At 70.0% G+C, this 26,469-nt stretch carries 23 protein-coding genes; 15 read left to right on the plus strand and 8 right to left on the minus strand.

The features are described 5' to 3' along the window. Positions 1-14: 14 nt before the first annotated feature. The 3 genes from cysP (at position 15) to cysW (ending at position 2,785) form a co-directional block, all read left to right on the plus strand. Positions 15-1,031, plus strand: coding sequence for a thiosulfate ABC transporter substrate-binding protein CysP (gene cysP / locus HV742_RS17490; RefSeq protein WP_054474425.1), 1,017 nt, complete (start codon positions 15-17; stop codon positions 1,029-1,031). An 80-nt stretch (positions 1,032-1,111) separates the two neighbouring features. Further along, positions 1,112-1,954: a sulfate ABC transporter permease subunit CysT gene (gene cysT / locus HV742_RS17495; RefSeq protein WP_059270443.1), complete on the plus strand. Its 843-nt coding sequence runs from the start codon at positions 1,112-1,114 to the stop codon at positions 1,952-1,954. A 3-nt stretch (positions 1,955-1,957) separates the two neighbouring features. Continuing rightward, positions 1,958-2,785, plus strand: a complete 828-nt coding sequence (gene cysW, locus HV742_RS17500; protein WP_175145994.1) for a sulfate ABC transporter permease subunit CysW — start codon at positions 1,958-1,960, stop codon at positions 2,783-2,785. A gap of 12 nt (positions 2,786-2,797) precedes the next feature. Here the strand turns inward: cysW and HV742_RS17505 are convergent, their stop codons facing one another. Beyond that, on the minus strand, positions 2,798-4,126 hold the full coding sequence (locus tag HV742_RS17505; RefSeq protein WP_175145995.1) for an LLM class flavin-dependent oxidoreductase: 1,329 nt from the start codon (positions 4,124-4,126) through the stop codon (positions 2,798-2,800). 237 nt (positions 4,127-4,363) lie between these two features. On the opposite strand from HV742_RS17505, the gene HV742_RS17510 reads away from it, so the two are divergent. The 8 genes from HV742_RS17510 (at position 4,364) to HV742_RS17545 (ending at position 13,530) form a co-directional block, all read left to right on the plus strand. Next, positions 4,364-5,890, plus strand: a complete 1,527-nt coding sequence (locus HV742_RS17510) for an amidohydrolase family protein (RefSeq protein WP_175145996.1) — start codon at positions 4,364-4,366, stop codon at positions 5,888-5,890. 81 nt (positions 5,891-5,971) lie between these two features. Then, the gene (locus HV742_RS17515) at positions 5,972-7,063 is read left to right on the plus strand and encodes an ABC transporter substrate-binding protein (protein ID WP_169536147.1); all 1,092 of its coding nucleotides are present in this window, start codon (positions 5,972-5,974) and stop codon (positions 7,061-7,063) included. 12 nt (positions 7,064-7,075) lie between these two features. Further along, positions 7,076-7,909 (plus strand): ABC transporter permease, encoded by an 834-nt coding sequence (locus HV742_RS17520; RefSeq protein ID WP_254601156.1) that lies wholly within the window; start codon positions 7,076-7,078, stop codon positions 7,907-7,909. After that, positions 7,906-8,730, plus strand: coding sequence for an ABC transporter permease (locus HV742_RS17525; protein WP_169536149.1), 825 nt, complete (start codon positions 7,906-7,908; stop codon positions 8,728-8,730). The genes HV742_RS17520 and HV742_RS17525 overlap by 4 nt, the downstream gene beginning before the upstream one ends. 18 nt (positions 8,731-8,748) lie before the next feature. Continuing rightward, positions 8,749-9,615 carry an ABC transporter ATP-binding protein gene (locus HV742_RS17530; RefSeq protein WP_063583901.1) on the plus strand — a complete coding sequence of 289 codons (867 nt, stop codon included), beginning with the start codon at positions 8,749-8,751 and terminating at the stop codon, positions 9,613-9,615. 104 nt (positions 9,616-9,719) lie between these two features. Then, positions 9,720-11,096 (plus strand): LLM class flavin-dependent oxidoreductase, encoded by a 1,377-nt coding sequence (locus HV742_RS17535; RefSeq protein ID WP_175145997.1) that lies wholly within the window; start codon positions 9,720-9,722, stop codon positions 11,094-11,096. Between the two features lie 164 nt (positions 11,097-11,260). Further along, positions 11,261-11,974 carry a glutamine amidotransferase gene (locus HV742_RS17540; protein WP_175145998.1) on the plus strand — a complete coding sequence of 238 codons (714 nt, stop codon included), beginning with the start codon at positions 11,261-11,263 and terminating at the stop codon, positions 11,972-11,974. A 68-nt stretch (positions 11,975-12,042) separates the two neighbouring features. Beyond that, complete coding sequence (locus tag HV742_RS17545; protein WP_175145999.1) at positions 12,043-13,530, plus strand: hypothetical protein; 1,488 nt, start codon at positions 12,043-12,045, stop codon at positions 13,528-13,530. Positions 13,531-13,573: 43 nt separating this feature from the next. Here HV742_RS17545 and copD read toward each other — a convergent pair whose 3' ends face one another. The 3 genes from copD to HV742_RS17560 all read right to left on the minus strand — a co-directional run bounded on the left by copD (position 13,574) and on the right by HV742_RS17560 (position 15,408). Next, positions 13,574-14,461, minus strand: a complete 888-nt coding sequence (copD, locus tag HV742_RS17550; RefSeq protein ID WP_068952028.1) for a copper homeostasis membrane protein CopD — start codon at positions 14,459-14,461, stop codon at positions 13,574-13,576. A gap of 1 nt (position 14,462) precedes the next feature. Beyond that, positions 14,463-14,819: a copper homeostasis periplasmic binding protein CopC gene (gene copC, locus HV742_RS17555; protein ID WP_049073851.1), complete on the minus strand. Its 357-nt coding sequence runs from the start codon at positions 14,817-14,819 to the stop codon at positions 14,463-14,465. Positions 14,820-14,979: 160 nt separating this feature from the next. Further along, entirely contained in the window at positions 14,980-15,408 is a 429-nt protein-coding gene (locus tag HV742_RS17560) for a hypothetical protein (RefSeq protein WP_063580875.1), read from the minus strand. A 130-nt stretch (positions 15,409-15,538) separates the two neighbouring features. Between HV742_RS17560 and HV742_RS17565 the strand changes: the two genes are divergently transcribed. Next, positions 15,539-16,243, plus strand: a complete 705-nt coding sequence (locus tag HV742_RS17565) for a ProQ/FinO family protein (RefSeq protein WP_068952026.1) — start codon at positions 15,539-15,541, stop codon at positions 16,241-16,243. A gap of 90 nt (positions 16,244-16,333) precedes the next feature. Here the strand turns inward: HV742_RS17565 and HV742_RS17570 are convergent, their stop codons facing one another. Together HV742_RS17570 and garD are read right to left on the minus strand one after the other, a co-directional pair. Beyond that, positions 16,334-17,311 (minus strand): Bug family tripartite tricarboxylate transporter substrate binding protein, encoded by a 978-nt coding sequence (locus HV742_RS17570; RefSeq protein WP_175146000.1) that lies wholly within the window; start codon positions 17,309-17,311, stop codon positions 16,334-16,336. 130 nt (positions 17,312-17,441) lie between these two features. Further along, complete coding sequence (garD, locus tag HV742_RS17575; protein ID WP_175146001.1) at positions 17,442-19,016, minus strand: galactarate dehydratase; 1,575 nt, start codon at positions 19,014-19,016, stop codon at positions 17,442-17,444. 244 nt (positions 19,017-19,260) lie between these two features. Here garD and kdgD point away from each other — a divergent pair, with 244 nt between their 5' ends. From kdgD to HV742_RS17590, 3 genes are all read left to right on the plus strand, one after another. Beyond that, entirely contained in the window at positions 19,261-20,175 is a 915-nt protein-coding gene (kdgD, locus tag HV742_RS17580; RefSeq protein ID WP_049073860.1) for a 5-dehydro-4-deoxyglucarate dehydratase, read from the plus strand. 61 nt (positions 20,176-20,236) lie between these two features. Beyond that, the gene (locus HV742_RS17585; protein ID WP_175146002.1) at positions 20,237-21,817 is read left to right on the plus strand and encodes an aldehyde dehydrogenase (NADP(+)); all 1,581 of its coding nucleotides are present in this window, start codon (positions 20,237-20,239) and stop codon (positions 21,815-21,817) included. A gap of 268 nt (positions 21,818-22,085) precedes the next feature. Next, positions 22,086-24,365: a TonB-dependent receptor gene (locus tag HV742_RS17590; protein ID WP_175146020.1), complete on the plus strand. Its 2,280-nt coding sequence runs from the start codon at positions 22,086-22,088 to the stop codon at positions 24,363-24,365. On the opposite strand, the gene HV742_RS17595 is transcribed toward HV742_RS17590, so the two are convergent. Beyond that, the gene (locus HV742_RS17595; RefSeq protein WP_254601160.1) at positions 24,343-25,695 is read right to left on the minus strand and encodes a sensor histidine kinase; all 1,353 of its coding nucleotides are present in this window, start codon (positions 25,693-25,695) and stop codon (positions 24,343-24,345) included. The genes HV742_RS17590 and HV742_RS17595 overlap by 23 nt on opposite strands. Next, entirely contained in the window at positions 25,655-26,338 is a 684-nt protein-coding gene (locus HV742_RS17600) for a response regulator transcription factor (RefSeq protein WP_175146003.1), read from the minus strand. Before HV742_RS17600 ends, HV742_RS17595 begins: the two co-directional genes overlap by 41 nt. Between the last annotated feature and the right edge of the window lie 131 nt (positions 26,339-26,469).

Genomic DNA, 26,469 nt, shown 5'->3' on the forward strand with positions numbered 1-26,469 from the left:
TCCGGAGAAGCCCTTTGCTCAAACGACTGCTCGCCTCGGCCCTGACGCTGACGGCCCTGGCCGCCAGCGCCGCGCAAGCCCAGCAAGCGCCCCAGGCCCTGCTCAATACGTCCTATGACATCGCGCGCGAACTGTTCGCCGCCATCAATCCGAAATTCCAGGCCGACTGGAAGGCCAGGACCGGGCAGGACGTCACGATCGAACAGTCGTTCGCCGGCACCTCGCGCCAGGCGCAGTCGATCATCCAGGGCCTGAAGGCCGACGTGGTCACCTTCAACCAGGTGCCCGACGTCGACATCCTGGCGCAGAACAAGCTGCTGGCCGCCGACTGGCAGAAGAAGTTCGCCAACAACAGCTCGCCCTACTACAGCACCATCGCCTTCCTGGTGCGCAAGGGCAATCCCAAGAACATCAAGACCTGGGACGACCTGGTGCGCGACGACGTCAAGCTGGTGTTCCCGAATCCCAAGACCTCGGGCAACGCGCGCTACTCGTACCTGGGCGCCTGGCTCTACGCCAACGAGAAGTTCAAGGGCGATGACGCGCAGACCCGCGCCTTCGTCGGCAAGCTGCTCAAGAACGTGGAGAGCTTTCCCACGGGCGGCCGCGGCGCGACCGTGGCGTTCGCCCAGAACAACCAGGGCGACGCGCTGCTGACCTTCGAATCCGAGGTCAACAACATCGCCAAGGGCGACGAGTTCAAGGCGCAGGGCTTCGAGGTGGTGGTGCCGCCGGTCAGCGTGCTGGCCGAGTTCCCGGTGGCGGTGGTCGACAAGGTCGCCGACGAGAAAGGCACGCGCAAGGTCGCCGAGGCCTATCTGCAGTTCCAGTACTCGCCCGCCATCCAGAAGCTGCTGACCGACTTCAACTACCGGGTGCATGACCCGGAGGCGGTCAAGGCCGCGGCCAGCCGCTTTCCGTCGATCCGGCTGATCAATCCGCAGGACGTGCTGGGCTCGTGGGACCAGATCACCAAGACCCACTTCGCCGCCAACGGCGTGCTCGACCAACTGCTGGGCGCCGGCCGCTGACACGCCGCGTCGATCCCCGCCTTCCGTCTCGTCAGCCGGCCGCCCGCGAGGGTGGCTGGCGTTTTTACGTTCAGGTCCGCATGTCCACGTTCTTCCGGCAGCATCCCGTCCTGCCCGGCTTCGGTCTCAGTTTCGGCGTCAGCAGCCTGTTCATCACGCTCGTGATCCTGTTGCCGCTGTCGGCCCTGCCGCTCTACAGCAGCCAGATGAGCTGGGGCCAGTACTGGCAGGCCGTCACCGACCCGCGCGTGCTCGCCAGCTACCGCGTCACGCTGCTGGCGGCGTTCTATTCGACCGCCGTGGTGCTGGTCATCGGCCTGTTGCTGGCCTGGATCCTGGTGCGCTACCGCTTCCCCGGGCGGGCCCTGCTGGACGCCGCCATCGACCTGCCGTTCGCGCTGCCCACGGCCGTGGCCGGGCTGACCCTGTCTGTGCTGCTGGCGCCGGGCGGCTGGGTCGGCCAATGGTTCGCGCCGCTGGGCATCAAGATTTCGTATGCATTCCCGGGCCTGGTGATCGCCATGATCTTCACCAGCCTGCCGTTCGTGGTGCGCTCGGTGCAGCCGGTGCTGGCCGACATCGGGGCCGAATACGAGGAAGCCGCCCGCACGCTCGGCGCCAGCCCGGGCCAGACCGCCTGGCGCATCCTGCTGCCGGCGCTGGTGCCGGCCCTGTTCACCGGCGGCTCGCAGGCCTTCATCCGCAGCCTGGGCGAGTTCGGCGCGGTGGTCATGATCGCTGGCAACATTCCCTACAAGACCGAGGTGACGTCGTTGATGATCTTCAGCCGCCTGGCCGAATACAACTACCCCGCCGCCGCCGCCATCGCCACCGTGGTGCTGGCGGCCTCGCTACTGCTGCTGTTCGCCCTGCAGGCGCTGCAGGGCCGCCTGCTGCCGTGGCAGCGCGTGCCGGGGATCTGAGCCATGACGCGCCCCTCCCCCTGGCCGCGCCGCCTGTTGATCGGCGCCGGCCTGCTCGCCGCCCTGCTGTTGCTGGCCTTGCCGCTGGCGCTGATCTTCGCCCGGGTGATCGCCGGCGGCTTCGACGCCCTGCTGCAGAACCTGGGCGCCAACGACATGCGAGCGGCCATCGGCCTGACCTTGCTGGCCGCGGTGGTCAGCGTGCCCGTCAACCTGGTGTTCGGCGTGCTGCTGGCCTGGTGCGTGACGCGCTACGACTTTCGTGGCCGCCGCCTGCTGGTGGCGCTGGTCGACATCCCCTATGCCACCTCGCCGGTGGTGGCCGGGCTGTGCTACCTGGTGGTGTACGGCCTGGAAGGCATCTTCGGCCGCTGGCTCAGCGGCCACGGCGTGCAGCTGATGTTCGCCTGGCCCGGCATCCTGATGGTGACGGTGTTCGTGACCTCGCCGTTCGTCGCGCGCCTGCTGATTCCGCTGATGCAGGCGCAAGGCCAGGAAGAGGAACTGGCCGCGCTGACGCTAGGCGCCAGCGGCTGGCAGATCTTCCGCCGCGTGACGCTACCCAACATCAAGTGGGGCCTGCTGTACGGCGCGGTCATCACCAATGCGCGCGCGGTCGGCGAGTTCGGCGCGGTGTCGGTCGTGGCGGGCGCCATCCGGGGCAAGACGCTGACGCTGCCGCTGCTGATCGAACAGCTCAACGACGACTACAAGACCGTGGCCGCCTTCACGGCGGCGGCGCTGCTGGCCTGCATGGCGCTGCTGACACTGGTGGTCAAGACCTATATGGAGCGGCGCCGGGGCGAGGCCCGCCCCGCGCCGACGCACTGATCGCGGCGCCCGTCACGGCGTGAAATGGCGGTTGGCCGGACGCGGCAGCCCCAGGTTCTCGCGCAGGGTGCGGCCCTCGTACTCGCGCCGGAAGATGCCGCGCCGTTGCAGTTCCGGCACGACCTGGCCGACGAAAGCGTCCAGGCCGCCGGGCAGCCACGGGAACATGACGTTAAAGCCGTCGGATGCCTCGGTCTCCAGCCATTCCTGCATCTGGTCGGCGATGCGCGCGGCGGTGCCGACCATCGCCAACCCGCCATAGCCGCCCAGGCGCTGCGCCAGCTGGCGCACCGTGAGCGATTCGCGCTCGGCCAGGCGCAGCACGCGTTCCTGGCTGCTCTTGCTGGCGTTGGTCTCGGGCAACGGCGGCAACGGCGCGTCCGGATCGAAGCGCGAGGCGTCGCATCCCAGCGCGACCGACAGCGAGGCGATCGCGCTTTCGTAGTGCACCAGGCTGTCCAGGCGCGCCCGGATGGCCCGCGCCTGGTCATCGGTCTCGCCCACCACCACCAGCACGCCGGGCAGGATCTTGAGATGGTCGCGGTCGCGCCCCAGCGCGTCCATGCGGCCCTTGACGTCGGCATAGAAGCGTCGCCCGTCCTCCAGCGTGGCAGAGGCGGCGAATACCACCTCGGCGGTCTCCGCCGCCAGCTGCCGGCCGGGCTCGGAGGCGCCGGCCTGCACGATCACCGGCCAGCCCTGCACCGGCCGCGCGATGTGCAGCGGTCCGCGCACCGACAGGTGTTCGCCGTGGTGATCCAGCGTGCGCAGGCGCGCCGGGTCGAAATAGATGCCGCTGTCGGCGTCGCGGATGAAGGCGTCGTCGGCCCAACTGTCCCACAGGCCCGTGACCACGTCGTAGAACTCGCGGGCGCGGGCATAGCGCCGGGCATGGTCGGGCTGTTCTGTGCGGCCAAAATTGAGCGCGGCGTCGGGATTGGAGGTGGTCACGATGTTCCAGCCGGCGCGCCCCTGGCTCAGGTGATCGAGCGAGGCGAAGCGCCGCGCCACGTGGAACGGTTCATCGAAGGTGGTCGACGCGGTCGCCACCAGCCCCAGCCGCTCGGTGACCTGGCTCAGCGCGGACAGCAGCGTGAACGGCTCGAACGAAGTGGCGGTATGGCTGCGCTTGAGCGCCTCGATCGGCATGTTCAGCAGCGCCAGGTGGTCCGCCATGAAGAACGCGTCGAAGCGCGCCCGTTCCAGCGCCTGGGCGTAGCGCTTGAGGTGCTCGAAGTTGAAATTGGCGTCGCGCTGGGCGCCGGGGTAGCGCCAGGCGCCGGTGTGGATGCTGACGGGGCGCATGAACGCGCCCAGCTTGAGTTGACGTTGCGCTGGCATGACAAGAACCCTGTTTTCGCCGAAACGAAAAAGATAGCGCGCCCCGGCGGCCAGGCGAACCAACCTGGCGCTATATGGCTATAAGCCGGCGCGTCGAGCGCGCGCCGGTTATTTGGTCATGACGCACAACTAAACAACCAATCCTTCGTTGGGCGCCGCGCGGCGCTCCCGTAATGTTTGCCAGGCAAGCAGGGACTTCCCCTGCGCCTCGCGACATGACCCACGGAGAGCGCCAGCATGAACCAGCCTTTGCACCCGAGCCACGCGTCACGGTCCGCCGCCGTCAAGGCGACCCTGGATTTCCCGGTGATCGACACCGACGTGCACGTCAACGATTACGCGCCGGTCCTGGAGGACTATGTCCAGCACTACGGCGGCGGCAAGCTGGTGGATGCGCTGCGCAAGGCGCTGGGCTCGCGCTTCGCCACCAAGAGCGGCGGCAAGGACTGGTACCAGCAGACGCCGGCCGAGCGCCAGGACAACCGTACCCTGCGCTCGCCCTGGTGGGCGCGGGTCACGCGCAACACGCTGGACCTGGCCACCTACACCCTGCCCGAGCTGCTCAACGAGCGCCTGGCCGAGCAAGGCGCGGACTACTCCGTGCTGTTCCCCAATGACGTGCTGGCGCCGCTGGCCGCGGGCGACGAGTTCCGCCAGCCGCTGCACCGCGCCATCAACCACTTCCATGCCGACCAGTACCGCAAGTACAGCGACCGCCTGACGCCGGTGGCCGGCATTCCGCTGAACACGCCGCAGGAAGGCATCGAGGAGCTTGAGTTCGCGGTCAAGACCCTGGGGCTGAAGGTCATCAACATCGCCGGCGGCGTGAAGCGGCCGATCAAGGCGATCGCGCGCAAGTATCCCGCCGCCGACTATCCCGAGATCTCGAAACACGCCAGCTACATCGACTTCTACGGCATCGACAGCGAGTACGACTACGACCCGTTCTGGGCCAAGGTGGTCGAGCTGGGCGTGCCAGTCACCACGCACTACGGCAGCCAGGGCTGGACCGGCCGCCATTCCATCAGCAACTACATGTTCAACCACATCGGCCACTTCGCCGATGGCTCGCAGGCCTTCGCCAAGGCGCTGTTCTTCGGCGGCGTCACGCGGCGCTTTCCGAACCTGCGCGTGGCGCTGCTGGAAGGCGGCGCCGACTGGGGTTCGCACGTCTACACCCACCTGGTGGACCGCTGGGAAAAGCGCAACCGCGCGGCGGTGCAGAATTACAACCCGGCCAACGCCGACGTGGCGCTGCTGCACGAACTGTTCCAGCGCTACGGCGCCGATTTCATCCGGGGCCGCGACATCGACCCGCAGCAGTTGCTGCGCGACAGCCTGGGCATCTCGGCCCTGCCGCACAGCCGCGACCCGCATCCGGACGAACTGGACGACTTCGCCGCCGCCGGCATCGAGTCGGTCGAGGACATCCGCAAGCGCTGGGTCGACAGCTTCTACTTCGGCTCGGAATCCGACGACCGCACCGTGGCGGCGGCCTTCAACGACAAGGTCAACCCGCTCGGCGTGAAGATCAACGCCATCTGGTCCTCGGACATCGGCCATTGGGACGTGCCCGACCTCACCGCGCCGCTGGCCGAAAGCTGGGACCTGGTCGAACAGGGCGTGATCAGCGCGCAGGACTTCAAGGCGCTGGTGTTCGGCAACCCCTACCGCTTCTATACCGAGGCCAATCCGGCCTTCTTCCAGGGCACCGCCATCGAGCGCAAGCTCGCCGCCGCCGCGCCCGCGCGCGCGGCCGCCTGATCCCGCCCGCCGCTGTTTGCCTGACCGCCGGGCGGCGTGATGCCGGCCGGTTGCCCGATCCTTTTCTGAATGAGTCTTTCCATGAAGTCATTGATGATCCTGAGTAAACGCGTTGCCGCGCTGGGCCTGGTGGCCCTGGCGGCGTGGGGCGGCAGCGCCCGGGCCGCCGACGTGATCCGCGTCGGCGTGGCCACGGCCGGCGGCGGCGACCCGATCACCTGGGGCGGCTCGCCGGGCGGCGTAGTGCGCGTCAATCAGTGGCTGGAACAGGCCTTCGCCGCGGACGGCGTCAAGGTCGAGTGGCTGTTCTTCAAGGGCGCCGGCCCGGCCGTCAACGAGGCGCTGTCGAACAAGCAGATCGACTTCGCCTACCAGGGCGACCTGCCGCAGGTGGTGGGCCGCGCCAACGGCCTGAAGACCAAGCTGCTGCTGGTCAGCGGCGCGCGCAACAACCTGTACCTGGTGGCGCCGCCGAATTCCCCGCTCAAGTCCATCGAGGACCTGAAGGACCGCAAGGTGTCGATCTTCCGGGGCACCAACGGCCACCTGGTGGCGATCAACGTGCTGGCCGCGCATGGCCTGGCCGAGCGCGACATCAAGGGCGTCAATCTGGATGCCGGCAGCGCCCAGGCGGCGCTGGTGTCCAACGGCGTGGACGCGGCCTTCGGCGGCTACGAATGGTTCAAGGTGCGCGACCAGGGCCTGGCCAAGGTCATCTACAGCACCCAGGGCCAGGACCCCGCCTACACCCGCCAGGCCTCTCTGCTGGTGCGCGAGGACTTCGAGCGCGAGAATCCCGCCCAGGTGCAGAAGGTGGTGGACGTGTTCGTGCGCGCCGCGCAGTGGTCGTCCGACGAGAAGAACCGCGACGCGCTCTTCAAGATCTGGGAAAAGAGCGGCGTGCCCTACGCCTCGTGGCAGGCCGAGTTCGACAAGCAGGACCTGGCCTCGCGCAACTCGCCGCTGATCGACGACTTCATCATCGCCCGCTACAAGGCGGTGGTGGCCGACGCCGCCAAGCTCAAGCTGATCCGCCGCGAGGTCTCGCTGGACGGCTGGTTCGATCCGCGCTACCTGCAGAATGCGCTCAAGGCCCAGGGGCTGGAGCGCTACTGGACCGCGTTCGACGCCGCCGGCAAGCCGGTATCGGGCCCGGCGCAGGCCGCGCGCTGACGGGACCGCGCCATGGCCTCTCTTTCCCATCACGCCCTGCCGCGCCTGGCCCCGGCGCCGGCCTGGGCTCGCCAGGCGGCCTGGACCGCCGCGCCCTGGCTGCTGCCGCTGGCCTTGCTGACGCTGTGGCAAACCGGCGCCAGCCAGGGCTGGATCTCGCCGCAGGTGCTGCCGCCGCCCGCCTTTGTCTGGGACACCCTGCGCGACCTGGCCACCAGCGGCGACCTGTGGCTGAACACCCGCGCCAGTCTGCAGCGGGTGCTGGTCGGCTTCGCGCTGGGCAGCCTGCTGGGGCTGCTGCTGGGCACGGCGATGGGCCTGTCTCGCCGGCTCGAGGCCTACGTGCTGCCAACCTTCAACGCGCTGGTGCAGATTCCCGTGCTGGCCTGGCTGCCGTTCGTGCTGCTGATCGTCGGCATCGGCGAACCGCTCAAGTACATCCTGATCGCCAAGGCGGCGCTGGTGCCGGTCACGCTCAACACCTTGCAGGGCTTTCGCCAGGCCAGCCCGGCGCTGCGCGAAGTGGCGCGGGTCTATGGCTACAGCCGGCGCCAGGAGGTGCTGGAGGTGGTGGTGCCGCTGGCCCTGCCGACGCTCTTCACCGGCCTGCGCCTGGGCTTCACCAAGGCCTGGCTGTCGCTGGTGGTGGTCGAGCTGGTGGCGTCCAGCGAGGGCCTGGGCTACCTGATCGTCTATGGCCGCCAACTGTTCCAGCTGGACCTGGTGATGGCCGCGGTGATCGTGGTGGGCGCCATCGGCTACGCCATCGACCGGCTGCTCGACTGGACCGAGACGCGCCTGATCCACGGCCGCCGCCGCGCCGCCAACGTGCAGGTGCGGCCATGAACGCGCCCACGCCTTCCTCGCGCGACGCGGCCGAGCTGGCGCTGGCGCAACCGCTGGCCGTGCGCGGCGGCGGCCGCTGGCGCGGCCTGGTGCTGCCGGTGGCCGCCATCGCGCTGTGGTGGCTGCTTGCCCGCGCCGACCTGGTGAACTCGGCCCTGCTGGTGTCCCCCGGCAAGGTGCTGGCCACCGCCGCCGACCAGATCGTCGGCGGCAAGCTGTGGCGCGCGCTGGGCGCCAGCCTGGGCCGCGAGCTGACCGGGTTCGCCATCGGCACGCTGTCCGGCCTGCTGCTGGGGGTGCTGCTGGGCCTGTCGCCCGTGTTCAACCGGCTGGTGGGGCCCAGCTTCAACACCTTCAAGCAGATCTCGCTGTTCGCCTGGATTCCGCTGATCTCGGTGTGGTTCGGGCTGGGCGACACCGCCAAGGTGGTGTTCCTGTCGCTGGCGGCGCTGGTGCCGGTGGTGGTCAACACCTGCGATGGCGTGCGCAACGCGCCGCCCAAGCTGCTGGAGGTGGCGCGGGTCTACGGCTACAGCCGCTGGCAGACCTTCGCCCTGGTGGTGCTGCCGGCCGCCGCGCCGGCGATCTTCACCGGCGTCTACCTGGCGCTGATCTATTCCTGGCTGGCCACCATCGGCGCCGAATACCTGCTGGTGGCGGGCGTCGGCATCGGCAACCTGCTGATCGAGGGCAGCGAACATTTCCAGATGGACCTGGTGATCTTCGGCATGTTCGTGGTCGGGGTGATCGGCTGGCTCATGAATGCCCTGGCCCGCGTGGCCGAACGGCGGCTCGCGCGCCTGCGCGGGCAGGACCAATAACCGCAGGAAAACTCAGGCATGACTCAACCTACTTCGCTGGACCTGTCGCTGCAGGCGGTCGGCAAGCGTTATCCCAGCGCCCAGGCCGAGGGCGGCGTGCTGCAGGTGCTCACGGGCGTGGACCTGGACATCCCCGCCGGCCAGTTCGTTTCCATCGTCGGCGCCAGCGGCTGCGGCAAGTCCACCCTGCTGCGCCTGATCCTGGGGTTGGACGACAGCTTTGAAGGCGCCATCACGCTGGGCGGCGAGCCGGTGCGCGGCACCGGGCCGGAACGCGGCATCGTGTTCCAGGACCACCGCCTGTTCCCGTGGCTGACGGTGGCGCAGAACATCGCCGTGGGCCTGCGCAACGCGGCGATTTCCAACAACGAAAAGCGCGACCGGGTGGCCGAGCACATCGCCCTGGTGGGGCTGGAAGGCTTCGAGCAATCGTATCCCCACCAGATCTCGGGCGGCATGGCGCAGCGCGTGGCGATCGCGCGCGGCCTGGTCAACCGGCCGCGCGTGCTGCTGCTGGACGAACCCTTCGGGGCGCTCGACGCGCTGACCCGGGCGCGGCTGCAGACCGAGTTGCAGCGCATCTGGCAGAAGGAGCGCATCACCATGATCCTGGTGACGCACGATGTCGAGGAAGCGGTCTACCTGGGCGACCGGGTGGTGATCATGCAGCCGCGCCCGGGGCGCATCCGCCGCATCGTCGACGTGCCGCTGGCGCATGCCCGCAACCGCAGCGATCCACGCTTCATCCGCCTGCGCGACGACGTGCTGTCCGACTTCCTGGAGCCGGACGGCGCGCCCGCCGACGACAGCCCGCCGCTGGGCGCGGAGGCGGCCGGCGGCGTGCCGGCGCTGCCGTCGCTGGCCTCGCTGCGGATGGCGTGGTGATGCCAGCGACGGCCACGCCACTTGCCACGCCCTGACCGCCTGTTTCCTCACTTGCCGACGGCCGCCGCCCGAGCGAGGCCGCCATTCCTTCTGGAGTGAATTCCATGACCCGCCCCTCGCGCCAGATCAAACTCGGCGCCTTCCTGATGCAGACCGGCCACCACATCGCCGCCTGGCGCCATCCCGAGGCCCAGGCCGACGCGCCGGTCAACTTCCGCCACTACGTCGAACTGGCGCGGCGCGCCGAGGCCGCCAAGTTCGATGCGATCTTCCTGGCCGACTCGGTCGGCGTGCGCAACACCGACCTGCCGTCGCTGTCGCGCACCGCGCGCAGCGACCATTTCGAGCCGCTGACGCTGCTGTCGGCGCTGGCCGCCGTGACCGAGAAGATCGGCCTGATCGCCACCGTCTCCACCACCTACAACGAGCCCTACCACGTGGCGCGCAAGTTCGCCTCGCTCGACCACATCAGCGGCGGCCGCTCGGGCTGGAACCTGGTGACCTCCAGCGGCCAGGGCGAGGCACAGAACTTCAACCTGGACGAACACGTGGAACACGCCCGCCGCTACGCCCGCGCCGCCGAATTCCACGACGTGGTGCTGGGGTTGTGGGACAGTTGGGAGGACGACGCCTTCCTGCGCGACAAGGCCAGCGGCCAGTACTTCGACCCCGCCAAGCTGCATCCGCTGCGCCACCGCGGCGAGCATTTTTCGGTGCGCGGGCCATTGAACGTGTCGCGCTCGCCGCAGGGCCGGCCGGTGGTGGTGCAGGCCGGCGCCTCGCCCGCCGGCCGCGACCTGGCGGCGCGCACCGCCGAGGTCATCTTCGTGGCCCACCAGACCTTCGACGAAGCCCAGGCGTTCTACCGCGACATCAAGGGCCGCGCCGTGGCGTACGGCCGCGATCCCGACGACATCAAGATCATGCCCGGCATCTTTCCCGTGATCGGCCGCACCCAGGCCGAGGCCGAGGACAAGTTCGCGCGCCTGCAGGACCTGATCCATCCGGTGGTCGGCGTGCAGTTGCTGTCCAATATGATCGGCGGCTTCGACCTGTCGGGCTACCCGGTCGACGGACCGCTGCCCCACATTCCAGAAACCAACGGCGGCAAGAGCCGCCAGCAATTGCTGATCGATCTGGCGCGCCGCGACAACCTGACGATCCGCCAGCTGTACCTGCGCATCGCCGGGGCCCGCGGCCACCAGCAGGTGGTCGGCACGCCGCAAAGCGTGGCCGACCAGTTGCAGCAGTGGTTCGAGGAGGACGGCGCCGACGGCTTCAACATCATGTCGCCGTGGCTGCCCGGCGGGCTGGATGACTTCATCGAGCTGGCGCTGCCGGAACTGCGCCGCCGCGGCCTGTTCCGCACGGAATACGACGGTTCGACGCTGCGCCAGCACCTGGGCCTGGCGCGGCCGGCGCACCGCGCGGTCGCCAAGGCGCGGGACGCCGCCCGCGCGCGCGAGCCCGTCACGCTGTGAACCGGCGGGTGTCGCGGCAGGCCAGGCTCGTGCAAAGGCGTCGGCGCCGGGCCGATATCAATCCCGCTCATAGCAGATAGCCGGACAGGGCTATTGATGAATGCGCGCGGCGGCCTCATCATTGCGCGGGACCGATCCGGGACCCGCCGATTACGCCATCCCCCATGCCTCACCGACCGCTAGCCATCCTGCAAATGGGCCGACCGCCCGAAGACCTGCGCGCCACCCATGGCGAACAGGCCGATTGGGTCACGGCCGCCCTGGCGGGCATCGACTCGCCCCTGACGGTGGTCCACCCGGCCGCCGAGGAGGCCCTGCCCGATCCGGCCTCGCTGCGCGGCGCCGTGCTGACCGGCTCCTGGGCCATGGTCACCGACCGGCACCCCTGGAGCGAACGCACCGCGCAGTGGCTGCGCGAGGCGATGGACGCGCAGTTGCCGTTGCTCGGCATCTGCTATGGCCACCAACTGATGGCCCATGCCTTCGGCGGCACGGTCGACTACCATCCGCGCGGCCGCGAAATCGGCCTGCATGCCGTCGCCCGCCTGCCCGCCGCCGAGGCCGACCCGCTGCTGGCGGGCCTGCCCGATCATTTCGCCGCCCACCTGACGCACGAGCAGAGCGTACTGCGACCGCCGGCCGGCGCCACCGTGCTCGCCGGCACCGCCCACGATCCGCACCAGATCCTGCGCTACGGCCCGCACGCGCTGTCGGTGCAGTTCCATCCCGAGTTCACCCCGGGGCTGATGGACGCCTGCCTGGCGCGCCGCCAGGATTTCCTGGCGGCCGAAGGCCACGACGTGGCGGCGCTGCGCGCGGCGTTGGGCCCCACGCCCCACGCGCTGGGCATCCTGCGCGCCTTCGCGGCGGCCTGCTGAGCCGTGCGCGCCCGCGCATCCGGCCCGCGCCGCGCCCGCCGCGCCTGTCCGCGGGCGGGTGTCGCGCCATGATGTATCTGCTCTGGTCCGTGCCGGCGCTGGTGGTCATTGGCGCCATCGCCAGCGGCCGGCTCAATACCACCCTGGCGGCGGTGCTGGGGCTATTGGCGGCCATTCCGGTGGCGCTGTTCACGGCCCCCGCTGCTTTCGGCGCCGGCGCGCTGGGCGGGGCCCTGACGCGCGGCCTCTGGATCGGCGGCGTCATCACGCCCTACATCCTGGGCGGACTGCTGTTCTGGCAGATGGCGGCGCGAGGCGCCCCGTCCGCGGCCGCCACGGCGGGCGCGGACGCGGCCGGAGCGCCGCTCGATCCCCTGGCGCGGCGCCGCCTGCTGTTCTTCGCCTGTTTCCTGGTGGGTCCGTTCGCCGAATCGGCCACCGGCTTCGGCGTCGGCATGCTCGGCACCGTGCTGCTGATCCGCCCGCTCGGTTTCAAGCCGCGCGAACTGATGGTCTTCGCGCTGCTGAGCCAGACCCTGATCCCCTGGGGCGCGATGGGCAGCGGCACGCTGCTGGCATCGGCCTACGCGCGCGTGCCGCCGACGCAACTGGCCCTGTACGGCATGGTGCCCGTGGCCCTGATGATGGCGGCATGGATGGCGCTGTTCTGGATGACGGCGCGGCGCGCGGGCCTGCCGGCAACGACGGCCGAACGCGGGCGCGAGGCAGCGTGGATGCTGGCCAGCCTGGTCCTGCTGAGCGCCGCGACGGCGCTGCTGGGCCCGGAAACCGCGTTGCTGGCGGCCTATGGCCCGCTGATCGTGCTGCGCTTCGTGCTGGACCGGCGTCCCGGTCGCGCGCAGTTGCGGACCGCGGCCAGCGGCGCACTGCCCTACATCGTGCTGATCGCCTGCCTGGTCGCCACGCGCCTGGTGCCGGCGCTGAACCAGGGCCTGGCCGGCCTGGCGCGTTTCAGCCCCTATCCCGACCTGCCCGCCTGGGCGCCCTTCCTGCATGCCGGCAGCTGGCTGATCGGCGGCGCGCTGCTGATGGCGGCGCTGCGCCGCCAGCCCGGCCTGCTGGCCGGCAATGCGCGCCACGCCTGGCGCACCGGCAAGCATGCGGTACTGTCCGTCTTCCTGTTCGCGATGATGGCCGAGGTGCTGGCCGGCGCCGGCATTTCGCAGGCCTACGCCGATGGCCTGTTCCGCGCCCTGAATGATTGGACCTTGTTGATCACGCCCCTGATGGCCGGCGCCTTCGGCATCCTGGCCAACAGCGGTAACGCGCCCAACAGCCTGTTCATGCCGTCGCAGCTGTCACTGGCGCAGCACGCCGGCCTGAGCCTGCCCGCGGCCGCGGCGCTGCTGCACGTATCCGGCACGTCGATGGGATTTTTCTCGCCGGTGCGCATGTCCATCGCCGCCGGCCTGGCGCATGGCCACGGCCAGGAACGCCAGGTCTACGCGCGCTTGTTGCCGTTCGCGCTGGCCGCCTTCGGCCTGCTGCTGGCGCTGGCGTTGCTGCTGGTGCTGGCGGGAGGACGGCCCGCATGACGGCACCTCGTGCCGCCGTCATGCCGGGCAAGCGCGCCGCCGGCTACGATGGCGACATCAACCCCAATCCCCCCACGATGATCAGCACCGCGGCGCCCAGCGCCAGTTCCCGGCAGGTATTGCGCCGGATGGCATGCAGCGCCTGGACCGGATCGCGCCGGATGCGCGGGATCCAACGATAGCGGTTGACCAGCGCCAGGCCCGTCATCGCCAGGGCCAGCGCGACCTTGAGCAGCAACACCCCCACATAGGCCCACCCCGGATGCGGCAGCGTCGGCCCCAGAATCAGCGCCGCATTGGCCACGCCGCTCAGCAGCAGGACCATGACGGCGACATGCCCGCAGGCGGAAAACCGCAACAGCGCGCCGGTGGCCTCGGCACGGTCCCCCGGCTGGCGCCAGGCCGCCAGCCATGCCAGGAACACCGGCAGCGATCCGAGCCAGAACGCGGCCGCCAGCACGTGCAGATAGTCATTGAGCGCGTGCGCCATGCCCCAGCCGCCTTCGTGCATCGCCGCGTGGCCCGTGAAAGCCAGCGGCGCCAGCGCCACCGCCGCCGGGCCGGCCAGCCACGACGGCCGGCCCGGCCGCAGCCCCAGCGCCACGCCCAGCACGGCGGCCGCGCACAACGCGCGCACCGTCCAGGCCTGGCCGTAGCGGGTCTGCTGGGTCACCGTGTCCAGCAAGTCGCCGTCCAGTATCGCGCGCCAGTCGCCGGCGATAGTGGCGGCCTGCAACGGCAGCAGGCACAGCGTCGCCACCAGCCCCGCCGCGCCGACGCGCAGCAGGGCCGGCCGCAGCGCCGCTTCCGCCGCCACGCCCAGGCGCGGCGAGCCGCCCACGGCCAGCATGGCGCTGGCGCCGAACAGCACGGCCGCCGCGCCGGCGCTCACGGCGCGGCACAGCGCAAACACGACCCACAACGTGTCCATCTCAGGGCTTGACCGTGAACGTCCAGGCCCCATTGGTCTTGTGGCCGTCCTTGGACAGGGCCTGCCATTTCACGGTATAGGCGCCCGCCGGCAAGGGGTTGGCGACGGGCAGCACCAGCGTCTTGTCATCGCCGGGCGCGGGCGCCGCCTTGGCCTGCACCGCCTGCTTGCCGGCCGCGTCCAGCACTGTCAACGAGGAAAACGCGGGCTCCAGCCCTTCGGAGAAGCTGGCCGTCACCGAGGACGGCGCGGCTACCTCGGCCTTGTCGGCCGGCGTGGCGCGTTGCAGGTGGGCATGGGCCCAGGCCCATTGCGGGGCGAGCGCCAGCGTGGCGGCGATGAATACGGGTTTGAACATGATCGGACTCCAAGGGTTCGGCGGCGCCAGGCCGCGCGGAAAAGGATGGCGCGTGCGCGAGGTCGCGCGCACGCGAAGTCGGAAGACTCGGGATCTGGGGCGGGCGCGTCCCCGGCATCGCGCGCCACGGACGTGGCGCGCGCCGGGACGGGCGCAGTGATCAGGCCGCGCGCGGCGGCGCGCGCGATTGTTGCGGTAGCCAGGCCGGCGCGCCATGCGGGCATGGCGTGGCCCGCGCGGGGCGCGGCAGGGCTGGGGCCGCCAGCGGCAGGCGCCAGGCCAGCCCCGCGAACGCAGGCGGACCGGCGCCGGTCAACATGGCGCAACTGGCGGCGCAGCAATGCGGCAGGGTGCCGCCCACGCCGTGGGGAACGGGGGGAACGGCCGGGGCCGTGTCGGCGGCGGCATCCGCGCCATCCAGCGTCACGACGCGGGGACCGCTGGCCGTGCACAGGATGACGGAAGCCCCTGTTGCGGCGTCCATCGGCAGGGGCGCGCCAAGCGCCGTCGAGGCCACCAGCGACTGGAAAACCAGCAGCCCCGCCGCCAGCCACCCCAGCGCGCGGCGGGCGGCGGCGGACGTGCGCATAAACGTAACCGGCGTGTGCATCCCCATGGTGCCGACGAGCTTACGACGGCCGCCGGACGCCCGCAACTTCAATCCGACACGCCACAACTGTTATGCTGCACGCTTTCAACATTTGAAGTCGCAGCACACCATGGGTCTAGAACAGCTCGCCGCAATCCGAGAACTGCTGTTGAAGCAGGCTCCCGAAGAGGCGGCTTCCAAAAAGAAAACCGCCCGTCCGGCCGGCAACGACGCGGGGTCGCGCAAGCCGGCCGCGCGTCCGTCCGACGATGCGGCTGCCGCCCGGAAGAAACCTGCGCGTTCGCCGGCCGGCGAACGACGCGAGGCGCCGGCGGTCGACCCGGTGCTCATCGCCATTTCGCGACTGCAGCGGCAATTCCCCAAGGCCTTCCCCAAGAAGCCGGCGCCCAAGGTGCCGCTCAAGCTGGGGGTGCTGGAAGATCTGGTGCAGCACGCCAAGACCCTGCAGCTCAGTCCCGATGAGATCAAGCAGGCCGTCAAGACCTGGTGTGACGGCCGCCGCTACTGGGATTGCATGGTCGAGTCCGCCGCGCGCGTGGACCTGAACGGCGAACCCGCCGGCGCCGTCACCGCCAACGAGGCGCAGCACGCCAAGCGCATGGCCTCGCGTCGCCACGCCAAGGCGGGCGGCGGCCGTGGCGGCAAGGGCAATGCGAACAAGGGCAAGCCGGCCGCGGAAGGCGCCAAGCAATCGGCGCAGGCCGAGGCCGCCGCGCCCGCCGATACGTCCGTGGACGCGCCGGTCGACACGTCTGTCGATACCTCGGTGGCAACGCCGGCCCAGGCGCCGTCGGATACGCAGGCCACCGACTGATCGCGGCATTCCAAAAAAAGCGGACCGTGCGGCGCCAGGCGCTCCACGGTCCGCGGTCTTTTGGAGGGCCGGGCGTGCCGGCCGCCCGCTTCAATCCAGCCGGATATCCGCGCTCTGCACCACCTTGGCCCAGCGCGCCCGCTCGCTGTTGAAGAACTGCGCCAGTTGCGCCGGGTCGCGCACCACGATCTCGGCGCCCTGCTCGTTCAGCTGCGATTTCACGTCGGGCTGGTTGACGATCTGCCCCATCAGCGTGGCCAGCAGGCTGGCGGTCTTGTCGGTGGTGGTGGCCGGCGCCATCACGCCCTGCCAGGTGCCGGACTCGAAGCCCGCCACGCCCTGCTCCGAAATCGTCGGGATGTCGGCCACCAGTTGCATGCGTTCCCTCTTGGAAATCGCGATCGCGCGCAGCTTGCCGCCCTTGATGTGCGGCAGCGTCGCCAGCAGGCCGTTCATGATGACCTGGGTCTGGCCGCCGATGGTGTCCGTCACCGCCTGCGAGCCGCCCTTGTAGGGCACGTACTCCCATTGCGCGCCGGTGGCCTGCTGCACCGCCACCGCCGCCAGGTGCGGCGCGCTGCCGATGGCGGTGACGGCGAAATTCAGGCGTTGCTTCTTCGACAGCGCCACCAGCTCCGGCACGGTCCTGGCGGGTACATCAGGATGCACCGCCAGCACGTGCGGCGAATACGCCAGCATGCCGACCGCGCGCAGATCCCTGGACGGATCGAAGCTGAGCTTGGTGTAGACCGACGGGCTGATCGCCAGCGCGCCGACATCGCAGAGCAGCACCGAGTGGCCCTCCTGCGCCGACTGCGCCACGATGCCGGCGCCCAGGTTGCCGTTGGCGCCGGGTTTGTTCTCGACCACCACCGTCTGTTTGAGCGCTTCGGCCAGGCGCGGCGCGATCACGCGCGCGATGATGTCCGACGAACCGCCGGGCGGATACGGCACCACGATGCGCACCGGCCGCGTCGGCCATGCCTCCGCCTGGGCCCAGGCCGGCGTCAGGCGCGCCAGTCCCAGCGCGGCGGCGCCGGCCAGCAGGTGCCTTCTGTTTGAATCCATGTTGTCTCCGTTGTCGTTGTAAGGGGTGTGTCCAGGCCGGCCGCGGCAGGCCTGGTCCGGCCCCCGCCGCCATGCGCCGGGAAGCCGCCGGCGTTGGCGCCGCCCTCGGGCGCCGCCAACGGGAAAAGCCTCAGGTCACCGGACCCGGATTGAACAGCGCCAGGGCGTTGTGCAGTTTGAGTGTCTCGGCACAGGTCTGGCGCCGGCCGCTGGCCACGTCCAGCATCAGGCGGAACAGCTCCCAGCCCACCTCCTCGATGGAGGCCTGCCCGGTGGCGATGCGGCCCGCGTCCACGTCCATCAGGTCGTGCCAGCGCCGCGCCAGGTCGCTGCGGGTGGCGACCTTGATCACCGGCACCTGCGCCAGCCCGTAGGGGGTGCCGCGCCCGGTGGTGAAGATGTGCAGGTTCATGCCCGCCGCCAATTGCAAGGTGCCGCAGATGAAGTCGCTGGCCGGCGTGGCCGCGAAGATCAGGCCCTTGCGCGTCAGCCGTTCGCCCGGCGACAGCACGCCGTCGATATTGGACGTGCCGGACTTGATGATCGACCCCATCGCCTTCTCGACGATGTTGGACAGGCCGCCCTTCTTGTTGCCCGGGCTGGTGTTGGCGCTGCGGTCGGCGCTGCCGCGTTGCAGGTATTCGTCGTACCAGGCCATTTCGCGCACCAGCGCCTGCGCCACTTCCGGCGTGGCGGCGCGCGCGGTCAACTGGTCGATGCCGTCGCGCACCTCGGTGTTTTCCGAGAACATCACGGTGCCGCCGGCGCGCACCACCAGGTCGGCCGCGAAGCCCACCGCCGGATTGGCCGTCACCCCCGAGAACGCGTCGCTGCCGCCGCACTGCACGCCCACCACCAGCTCGGACACCGGACAGGTTTCGCGGCGGCGCTGGTCCAGGATCCGCAGATGGCGCTCGGCGGTGCGCATGATGTTGGCGATCATGGACTCGAAGCCCACGTGTTCGTCGTCCTGCAGCACGATGGTATCGACGCCGCCGTCCGCCGCCATGCCCCCGCCAGCGCGGATCGGGATCGCGCCGGGCGCCAGCAGGCGCTCGGGCTGCAGTTTCTCGCATCCCAGGCTCACCACCATCGTGGTGCCGCCAAAGTTGGGATTGCGGGCGATGTTGTGCAGCGTGCGCACCGGAATCGCCGCGCCCGGCGCGTCGATGGCGACGCCGCAGCCATAGGTGTGCTCGATGCCCACCACCCCGTCGACATTGGGATAGCGCGGCAACAGCTCGCGGCGGATGCGCTCGACCGCGTGTTCGACCACGCCCTGCACGCATTGCACCGTGGTGCTGATCGCCAGGATATTGCGCGTGCCGACGGTGCCGTCGGCATTGCGGTAACCCTCGAACGTGTAGCCTTCCAGCGGCGGCAGCGGCGCGCGCTTGCGCGTGCCGACCGGCAGGTCCTGCAGCGTGCGCGCGGCGGGCATGGTGGTGACGCGCTCATTGACCCAGCTGCCGCGCGGCAGGTCGCGCGCGGCGTAGCCCACGATGACGTTGTAGCGGCGCACCGGCTCGCCCTGCGCCAGGTCGCGCAGCGCCACCTTGTGGCCTTGCGGCACGGCCTCGACCAGCGTCAGGCCGTCGGGCAGCGCGGCGCCGGCCGCCAGGCCGCCGTCATTGGCGACGATGGCGACGTTGTCCTCGGGATGAATCTTAATCAGCACGGGCGCTGGGCCAGCCGCGGGCAGCATGGGGGAGTCCTCTGCGAAAGTGGCGTCGCGGTAGGCGGCGCGCGATACGTTATCGTACAACTTAGATAATTATGCGTTGGACGGGCTTGTCACGCATTGCGGATTTCCCCAATTCCTTCCTCTAGACCTCTCGGTAACGGGTTGAGCCGGCCAAAATCATGTTGTACGATGACGTACCTATTTAACCGATCCGCGCGACAGGCTCGCCTGCCTGCGGTCACCCGCCACTTACGGAAACCCGCCCATGACCACGCCGCAGGAGCTCAAGGCCATCGTCTCGGAAGGACTGCTCTCCTTCCCCGTGACCGATTTCGACGCGCAAGGCAACTTCAACGCCAAGACCTACGCCCAGCGCCTGGAATGGCTGGCCCCCTACGGCGCCACCGCCCTGTTCGCCGCCGGCGGCACCGGCGAGTTCTTCTCGCTGGCCCCCGACGAGTATTCGGATGTCATCCGCACCGCCGTCACCACCTGCGCCGGCAAGGTGCCGATCCTGGCCGGCGCCGGCGGCCCCACCCGCCTGGCCATCGCCTACGCCCAGGAAGCCGAGCGCCTGGGCGCCAAGGGCGTGCTGCTGCTGCCGCACTACCTGACCGAAGCCTCCCAGCAAGGCATCGCCGACCACGTCGAACAGGTCTGCAAGTCCGTCAAGATCGGCGTCATCGTCTACAACCGCGCCCAGTCGCGCCTGTCGGCCGACCACCTGGCCCGCCTGGCCGAGCGTTGCCCCAACCTGATCGGCTTCAAGGACGGCGTCGGCGACATCGAAGCCATGGTCCGCATCCGCCGCAAGCTGGGCGACCGCTTCTCCTACCTGGGCGGCCTGCCCACCGCCGAGGTCTATGCCGCCGCCTACCGCGCGCTCGGCGTGCCGGTGTATTCATCGGCCGTCTTCAACTTCGTGCCCAAGACCGCGATGCAGTTCTACCGCGCCATCGCCGCCAATGACCACGACACCACCAACCGCCTGCTCGACGAGTTCTTCCTGCCCTACCTGGAGATCCGCAACCGCTGCGCCGGCTACGCCGTCAGCATCGTCAAGGCTGGCGCCAAACTGGTCGGCCATGATGCCGGCCCGGTGCGCGCCCCGCTGACCGACCTGCGTCCCGAGGAACTGGAGATGCTCGACGCCCTGATCCGCAAGCTGGGCCCGCAATAGGCCCGCGACGCGCCACACCTGTTCGCCCCCGTTCCGGGGGCGTTTTCATTCGGAGAGATTCATGACCTTGACCGGCAATATGTTGATCGGCGCCCAGTCCGTAAAAGGCGCCGGCGCCCCGCTGCACGCCATCGACCCGGCCCGCGGCGAACCGCTGCAACCCGGTTTCTGCGCCGGCACCGCCGAGGACGTGGCGCGCGCCGCGGAACTGGCCGCCGCCGCGTTCGACCCCTACCGCGCCGCGCCGCTCGAGACCCGCGCGCAATTCCTCGAAAGCATCGCCGAAGGCATCCTGGCGCTGGGCGATGCGCTGATCGAGCGCACTCACCTGGAAACCGGCCTGCCGCTGGCCCGCCTGCAGGGCGAGCGCGGCCGCACGGTCGGCCAGTTGCGCCTGTTCGCGCGCGTGGTGCGCGACGGCTACTTCCTGGACGCCACCGTCGACCCCGCCCAACCCGACCGCCAGCCGCTGCCGCGCGCCGACCTGCGCCTGGCCAACGTGCCGCTAGGCCCGGTGGCCGTATTCGGCGCCAGCAACTTTCCGCTGGCGTTCTCGGTGGCGGGCGGCGACACCGCGTCGGCGCTGGCCGCCGGCTGCCCGGTGATCGTCAAGGCCCACAACGCCCATCCCGGCACCTCCGAAATGGTGGGCCGCGTGATCCAGCAAGCGGTGGCCAAGCACGGCCTGCCTGAAGGCGTGTTTTCGCTGCTGTTCGGCGCCGGCAACGAGATCGGCACCGCGCTGGCGACGCACCCGGCCATCACCGCGGTCGGCTTCACCGGCTCGCGCCGCGGCGGCCTGGCCCTGGTGGCGGCCGCCAACGCGCGCCCGGTGCCGATCCCGGTGTATGCCGAGATGTCCAGCATCAACCCTGTCTTCCTGCTGCCCGCCGCCCTGGAAGCGCGCGCCGAAACCATCGCCAAGGGCTTCGTCGAATCGCTGGTCATGGGCGTGGGCCAGTTCTGCACCAACCCCGGCCTGGTGATCGGCATCGAAGGCCCGGCGCTGGAGCGCTTCCGCCAGGCCGCCGGGCAGGCGGTGCAGGCCAAGGGCGCCGCCACCATGCTGACCCCCGGCATCTTCGCCGCCTACACACAGGGCGAACAGGCCCTGGCCGGCCACGCCAGCGTCGCCACGCTGGGACGCGGCGAAGCCTCGCGGCCCGCCGCCAACGCCGCCGGCCCCGCCGTCTTCGGCACCGACGCCACCCGCTTCCTGGCCTCGCCCGAGCTGGAGGCCGAAGTGTTCGGCCCCGCCTCGCTGGTGGTGGCATGCCGCGACGCCGCGCAGATGCGCGCGGTGGCCGAGCACCTGGAAGGCCAGCTGACCGCGACCCTGTTCGTGGACGAGGCCGACGCAGACATGGCGCGCGGCCTGCTGCCGGTGCTCGAACGCAAGGCCGGCCGGATCCTGGCCAACGGCTATCCCACCGGCGTCGAAGTCAGCCATGCGATGGTGCACGGCGGCCCGTTCCCGGCCACCTCCAACCCCGCCTCGACCTCGGTCGGCGCCACCGCCATCCGCCGTTTCCTGCGCCCGGTCTGCTACCAGGACCTGCCCGACGCGCTGCTGCCCGACGGCCTCAAGCGCGCCAATCCGCTCGGCCTGCCGCGCATGACCGACGGCGTGCTCGCCGCCTGACGCCACGCCGCCGGACGGCACGCGTCGTCCGGCGTTTCCGCGCGCCCCCGCGCCACGGCGGTCCGGCAGGACTGCCGCCTCGCGCCCCTCTTGCACGGTCCGGGACCAAGCCTTAACGAGATCTTGAGATGAGCCTTCCTAGAATCGCTAACGATTCTCATTGGCACTTATTCTGGAACTCGACATGGCGCAGTACAACACCCCTTCCCGCGGCGCTCTGGCGCTCACCCCCCCTGCCCGCGGCACGCTCGCGCTCAGGACCCTGGGCATGGCGCTTGGCGCCGCCGCCAGCGCGCAGGCGCAGCCGGCCAGCGACAACGCCACGGTGCTGGCGCCGGTCACGGTGCAGGCCGACAGCCCCGCGCCCTACAAGGCCGACCGGGTGCAATCCGGCAAGTTCACCGAACCGCTCCTGAACACGCCCCAAAGCATCACCGTGGTGCCCCGCGAGGTGCTGGAGGAGCAACAGGCCCAGAGCCTGCAGGACGTGCTGCGCAACGTTCCCGGCATCACCTTCAGCTCCGGCGAGGGCAACCTGGGCTGGGGCGACATGTTCACCATCCGCGGCTTCTCGGCGGAACAGAGCATCACCATCGACGGCATCCGCGACGCCGGCATGTCCAGCCGCACCGACATCTTCAACCTGGAGCGGGCCGAAGTGTTCAAGGGCACCGGCTCGATCGAATCCGGCGTCTCGGCGGTCGGCGGCAGCGTCAACCTGGTCAGCAAGGAAGCCCGGCTGGGCTCGTTCTACAAGGCGTCCGGCGGCCTGGGCACCGACCACTACCGCCGCATCACGGCCGATCTGAACCAGGAACTGACCGACAGCTCGGCGCTGCGCATCAACCTGATGCGTCACCACAACGGCGTGGCCGAGCGCGACGTGACCGAGTTCGACCGCTCCGGCATGGCGGCCTCGCTGGCGCTGGGGCTGGGCACGCCCACCCGCGTCACCCTGAACTACCTGCACCAGGAAGACAACAACATTCCCGACGGCGGCGTGCCGATCCAGCGCGGCACCGGTGGCCAGCGCATGCCGAACGTGTCGCGCAACGCCTGGTACGGCGATCCGTCGCTGTACACCGAACAGACCCGCACCGACCAGGCCACCCTGAAGGCGGAACACGATTTCAACGACCGCGTGCGCCTGTCCAACATCAGCCGCTGGGAGCAGACCGACCGCATCGGCGTGCTGTCGCCGGCGCGCCTGAACAGCGCCTCGCGCACCTCCTACGGCTACGCCGGCGCCGGGCCGCTGGTCAACAGCGCCGACGGCGTCCCGTCGTACAGCGGCTATGTGGCGCTGGACAACCCCAGCCCCTATGGCCAACTGCGCGGCAACGACTTCGGCACCTCCAAGCGCTACACCATCCTGGCCAACCAGACCAACCTGAGCCTGGATTTCCAGACCGGCGCCATCAAGCACCAGCTGGTGACCGGTGTGGAGTTCTACAAGGAAACCTACGGCGACCACGAACGCACCATCAGGGCGCCGTCGACCAACCCGACCTTCGACCTGCGCAACAACGGCGGCGTCGACATGGGCGGGGTCGATAAGGTCAAGGGCGCCGACGGCAACCGCGCCGAGGTCTTCAACACCGGCCTGTACGTGGGCGACACGCTGACGCTGACGCCGCAATGGCTGCTGCAGGGCGCGCTGCGCTATGACCGGTTCCGCGTCACGCAGGTCACCGGCTCCGCCGGCAAGCACGGCACCAACCGGGTCGAGGACGGCGCCTGGAGCGGCCGCCTGGGCGTGACCTACAAGCCGGTGCCCGAGGCCAGCCTCTACGCCGCCTACAGCCAGGCCGCGCAGCCGTCCGCGCTGGGCGCCTCGACCAACAACAACATCTACGGCGCCACCGGCGGCGACAGCTACAAGCCGGCGGTGTCCAAGACCTACGAGCTGGGCGGCAAGTGGGACCTGGCCCAGGGCGACCTGTCGCTGACCGGCGCGGTGTTCCGCACCGAGCTGTCCGACTCCTGGGAGTATGGCGACGACGCCACCGACGTGGTGCGCGCGCTGCCCGCCAAGCGGGTCGACGGCATCGAGCTGGGGCTGGCGGGCAACCTCACCCCGCGCTGGTCGGCCTTCGCCGGCGTCAGCGCCATGAAGAGCCGCATCACCAAGGGCGCCAACAGCGGCGAGGAGGCCAAGAACGTGCCCGACCTGACGTTCAACCTGTGGACCACGTACGCGGCCACCGACAAGCTTTCGCTGAGCTATGGCGCGCAATATGTGGGTAAGCGGCGCTACACCGATAACAAGTACGTGGGTGGCAAGAACAACAATAGTTCCACGGTGTCGGGTCCGTCCGGCACTCATCCCATCTGGATACGCGACGACGAGAAGGCGCCGTCCTACTGGCTGCACTCGGTCGCCGCGCGCTATCGCGTCGACAAGTCGCTGACCCTGGGCATGAACGTGGAGAACCTGTTCAACAAGTTCTACTACAGCCGCGTCGGCGCCTCGCTCGACGGCTTCCAGCTGTATGGGGTGCCGGGCGCCGGGCGCACCGTGACCTTCACGGCCGACCTGTCGTTCTGAGGTCCACCCGGAACACGCTGCCCTGCCCTGGCGCTGACCGCAGCGCGACGCGCCAGCCCTGGTGCTCGCAGATGCGCCGCACCAGGGACAGGCCCAGTCCCAGGTTGCCGGCATCGGGCTGCGCGCCGCGCACGAACGGGCTGAAGACGGCTTCCTGCCGTTCCACCGGGATGCCCGGGCCGTCGTCGGCCACCTGCAGGTAGTCAGGACCGGCGCTGATCGTGACCCGAGCGCCCGGACCGGCGTATTGCAGCGAGTTGCGGATCAGGTTGGACAGCAGCGCGCGCAGCAAGGGCGCGGGATAACGCGGCGCGTCGGCCTGCGCGGCCGCCGCCTGCGCATCGTCTGGATCCGCCACGCTCGCCTGCGCCGGCGCTTCGAGTACGAGCGACATGCCGCGCCGCTGCGCCATCGCGCTCCAGGCCGCCAGTTGTTCACGCGCCGCGCCGCCGGCGCTTTCGCGCTTGAACTGGTCACTGGCGTCGCGCCCGCGCGCCAGCATCAGGTAGGTATCGAGCCGTTCGCCCATGTCGGCCGCGGCCGCGGCGATGCGCCGCACGCGAGCGCTGCCGTCGGCGTCCAGGCCGGGTTCGTCCAGCAGCAGCTCGCAGGAGCTGGAAATCACCATCAGCGGCGTGCGCAATTCATGGCCGACGTCCGCCGTGAACAACTGTTCGCGCCGCAGCGCCTGTTCGAGCTGGTTGTAGGTGGCGTCGAAGGCGTCCGCCAGCCGGCCGATCTCGTCCGGCGGATAGTCCGCCGCCAGGCGAGTCTGGGGCGGCTGCGCGCCGCGCGCCGTGACCTGCGCCGCCAGCCGCGCCAACGGCCGCAACATGCGCCGCGTCGCCAGCGTGCCCAGCACGAACGCCAGCACCAGGCCGCCGGCCAGGCCGCTGACCACGGTCCAGTGCGAAGTGGACTGGTTGCGTTCGTACTCGGTGTAGTCGCGCAGCAGCATGTAGCGCTGGCCGTCCTTGTCGTCCACCATGACGTGCCAGACGCGGCCGTCGCGCTCGATCTTGTGAAAGCCCGGCGCCAGGCCCCGCAGCCCCGCCGGAAACGCCTCGCTGCCCGGCGCGCCATGGAAGAAACGGTGCGGCCGTCCGGGATCGACGCCGGCCAGGAAATCGTTGCGCACCCGTTCCACCGCCATGCCCATGTCGATGCGCTGCAGGTGGACTTCAAGTGTGTTCACGCTCCAGATCGAGACCCAGGTCAGCGCGCCGCCGACCAGCAGCGCCAGCAGCAGGTAGGTGCGCACCAGATAGCGCGCCAGCCCGCGCCGCGCGCTACGCATCGTCAACGGCCCGCAGTTGGTAGCCGATGCCATGCACCGTGTGCAGCAGCGGCGTGGCGAACGGCTTGTCCACCACCTGGCGGATCTGGTGGATGTGCGTTCGCAGGCTGTCGCTGTCCGGCGGCGAATCGCGCCACAGCGCCTCTTCGAGCCGGCCGCGGTGCACCACCGCCGGACTGGCGCGCATCAGCAGCATCAGCAGTTGCAGCGGCGACGGCGGCAGCCGCAGCGCCTGCCCGCCGCGCGCCAGCGCCAGCGTGCCGGTATCCAGCGTCAGGTCGCCGACCCGCAGCACCCGCGCCGCGCCGGCGCCGCTGGCGCGGTGCAGCAGCGCCTTGGCGCGCGCGGCCAGCTCAGCCAGGGCGAACGGCTTGACCAGGTAGTCGTCGGCGCCGGCGTCGAACCCCGTCAACCGGTTGTCCAGGGTATCGCGCGCGGTCACCATGATCACCGGCGTATCGCAGCCGGCCTCGGTGCGCAGCCGCCGGCACAGGTCATAGCCGTCCAGCCGCGGCAGCATCAGGTCGAGCACGATCAGGTCGAAACCGCCCTCGGCCGCCATGACGTAGCCGCGCAGCCCGTCCTCGGCGCAGTCGACGATGTAGCCGTGGCGCGTCAGGTGGTGCGTGATGTTGGCGAGGATATCGGGGTCGTCTTCGATGACAAGAACACGCATGGGCGGAGCGGGGAATGGAAATCAATCTCAGATTGTAAGCGCGGCCGCGATCCGGTCATGGACGCCCATCGGTTCGCGGCGCTGCCGCCACAACCTGGCGCGCGTCTTAACGAATTCTTGAACCCCGATGG

Source organism: Achromobacter ruhlandii (genome assembly GCF_902859695.1).
In the GTDB taxonomy this organism is placed as follows: domain Bacteria; phylum Pseudomonadota; class Gammaproteobacteria; order Burkholderiales; family Burkholderiaceae_B; genus Achromobacter; species Achromobacter ruhlandii.

Bases quoted from the DNA above. Each gene is read 5' to 3' on its own strand.
- cysT (WP_059270443.1), top strand. From the start codon at position 1,112: ATGTCCACGTTCTTCCGGCAGCATCCCGTCCTGCCCGGCTTCGGTCTC.
- cysW (WP_175145994.1), top strand. From the start codon at position 1,958: ATGACGCGCCCCTCCCCCTGGCCGCGCCGCCTGTTGATCGGCGCCGGC.
- HV742_RS17505 (WP_175145995.1), bottom strand. From the start codon at position 4,126: ATGCCAGCGCAACGTCAACTCAAGCTGGGCGCGTTCATGCGCCCCGTC.
- HV742_RS17510 (WP_175145996.1), top strand. From the start codon at position 4,364: ATGAACCAGCCTTTGCACCCGAGCCACGCGTCACGGTCCGCCGCCGTC.
- HV742_RS17515 (WP_169536147.1), top strand. From the start codon at position 5,972: ATGAAGTCATTGATGATCCTGAGTAAACGCGTTGCCGCGCTGGGCCTG.
- HV742_RS17520 (WP_254601156.1), top strand. From the start codon at position 7,076: ATGGCCTCTCTTTCCCATCACGCCCTGCCGCGCCTGGCCCCGGCGCCG.
- HV742_RS17525 (WP_169536149.1), top strand. From the start codon at position 7,906: ATGAACGCGCCCACGCCTTCCTCGCGCGACGCGGCCGAGCTGGCGCTG.
- HV742_RS17530 (WP_063583901.1), top strand. From the start codon at position 8,749: ATGACTCAACCTACTTCGCTGGACCTGTCGCTGCAGGCGGTCGGCAAG.
- HV742_RS17535 (WP_175145997.1), top strand. From the start codon at position 9,720: ATGACCCGCCCCTCGCGCCAGATCAAACTCGGCGCCTTCCTGATGCAG.
- HV742_RS17540 (WP_175145998.1), top strand. From the start codon at position 11,261: ATGCCTCACCGACCGCTAGCCATCCTGCAAATGGGCCGACCGCCCGAA.
- HV742_RS17545 (WP_175145999.1), top strand. From the start codon at position 12,043: ATGATGTATCTGCTCTGGTCCGTGCCGGCGCTGGTGGTCATTGGCGCC.
- copD (WP_068952028.1), bottom strand. From the start codon at position 14,461: ATGGACACGTTGTGGGTCGTGTTTGCGCTGTGCCGCGCCGTGAGCGCC.
- copC (WP_049073851.1), bottom strand. From the start codon at position 14,819: ATGTTCAAACCCGTATTCATCGCCGCCACGCTGGCGCTCGCCCCGCAA.
- HV742_RS17560 (WP_063580875.1), bottom strand. From the start codon at position 15,408: ATGCGCACGTCCGCCGCCGCCCGCCGCGCGCTGGGGTGGCTGGCGGCG.
- HV742_RS17565 (WP_068952026.1), top strand. From the start codon at position 15,539: ATGGGTCTAGAACAGCTCGCCGCAATCCGAGAACTGCTGTTGAAGCAG.
- HV742_RS17570 (WP_175146000.1), bottom strand. From the start codon at position 17,311: ATGGATTCAAACAGAAGGCACCTGCTGGCCGGCGCCGCCGCGCTGGGA.
- garD (WP_175146001.1), bottom strand. From the start codon at position 19,016: ATGCTGCCCGCGGCTGGCCCAGCGCCCGTGCTGATTAAGATTCATCCC.
- kdgD (WP_049073860.1), top strand. From the start codon at position 19,261: ATGACCACGCCGCAGGAGCTCAAGGCCATCGTCTCGGAAGGACTGCTC.
- HV742_RS17585 (WP_175146002.1), top strand. From the start codon at position 20,237: ATGACCTTGACCGGCAATATGTTGATCGGCGCCCAGTCCGTAAAAGGC.
- HV742_RS17590 (WP_175146020.1), top strand. From the start codon at position 22,086: ATGGCGCTTGGCGCCGCCGCCAGCGCGCAGGCGCAGCCGGCCAGCGAC.
- HV742_RS17595 (WP_254601160.1), bottom strand. From the start codon at position 25,695: ATGGCATCGGCTACCAACTGCGGGCCGTTGACGATGCGTAGCGCGCGG.
- HV742_RS17600 (WP_175146003.1), bottom strand. From the start codon at position 26,338: ATGCGTGTTCTTGTCATCGAAGACGACCCCGATATCCTCGCCAACATC.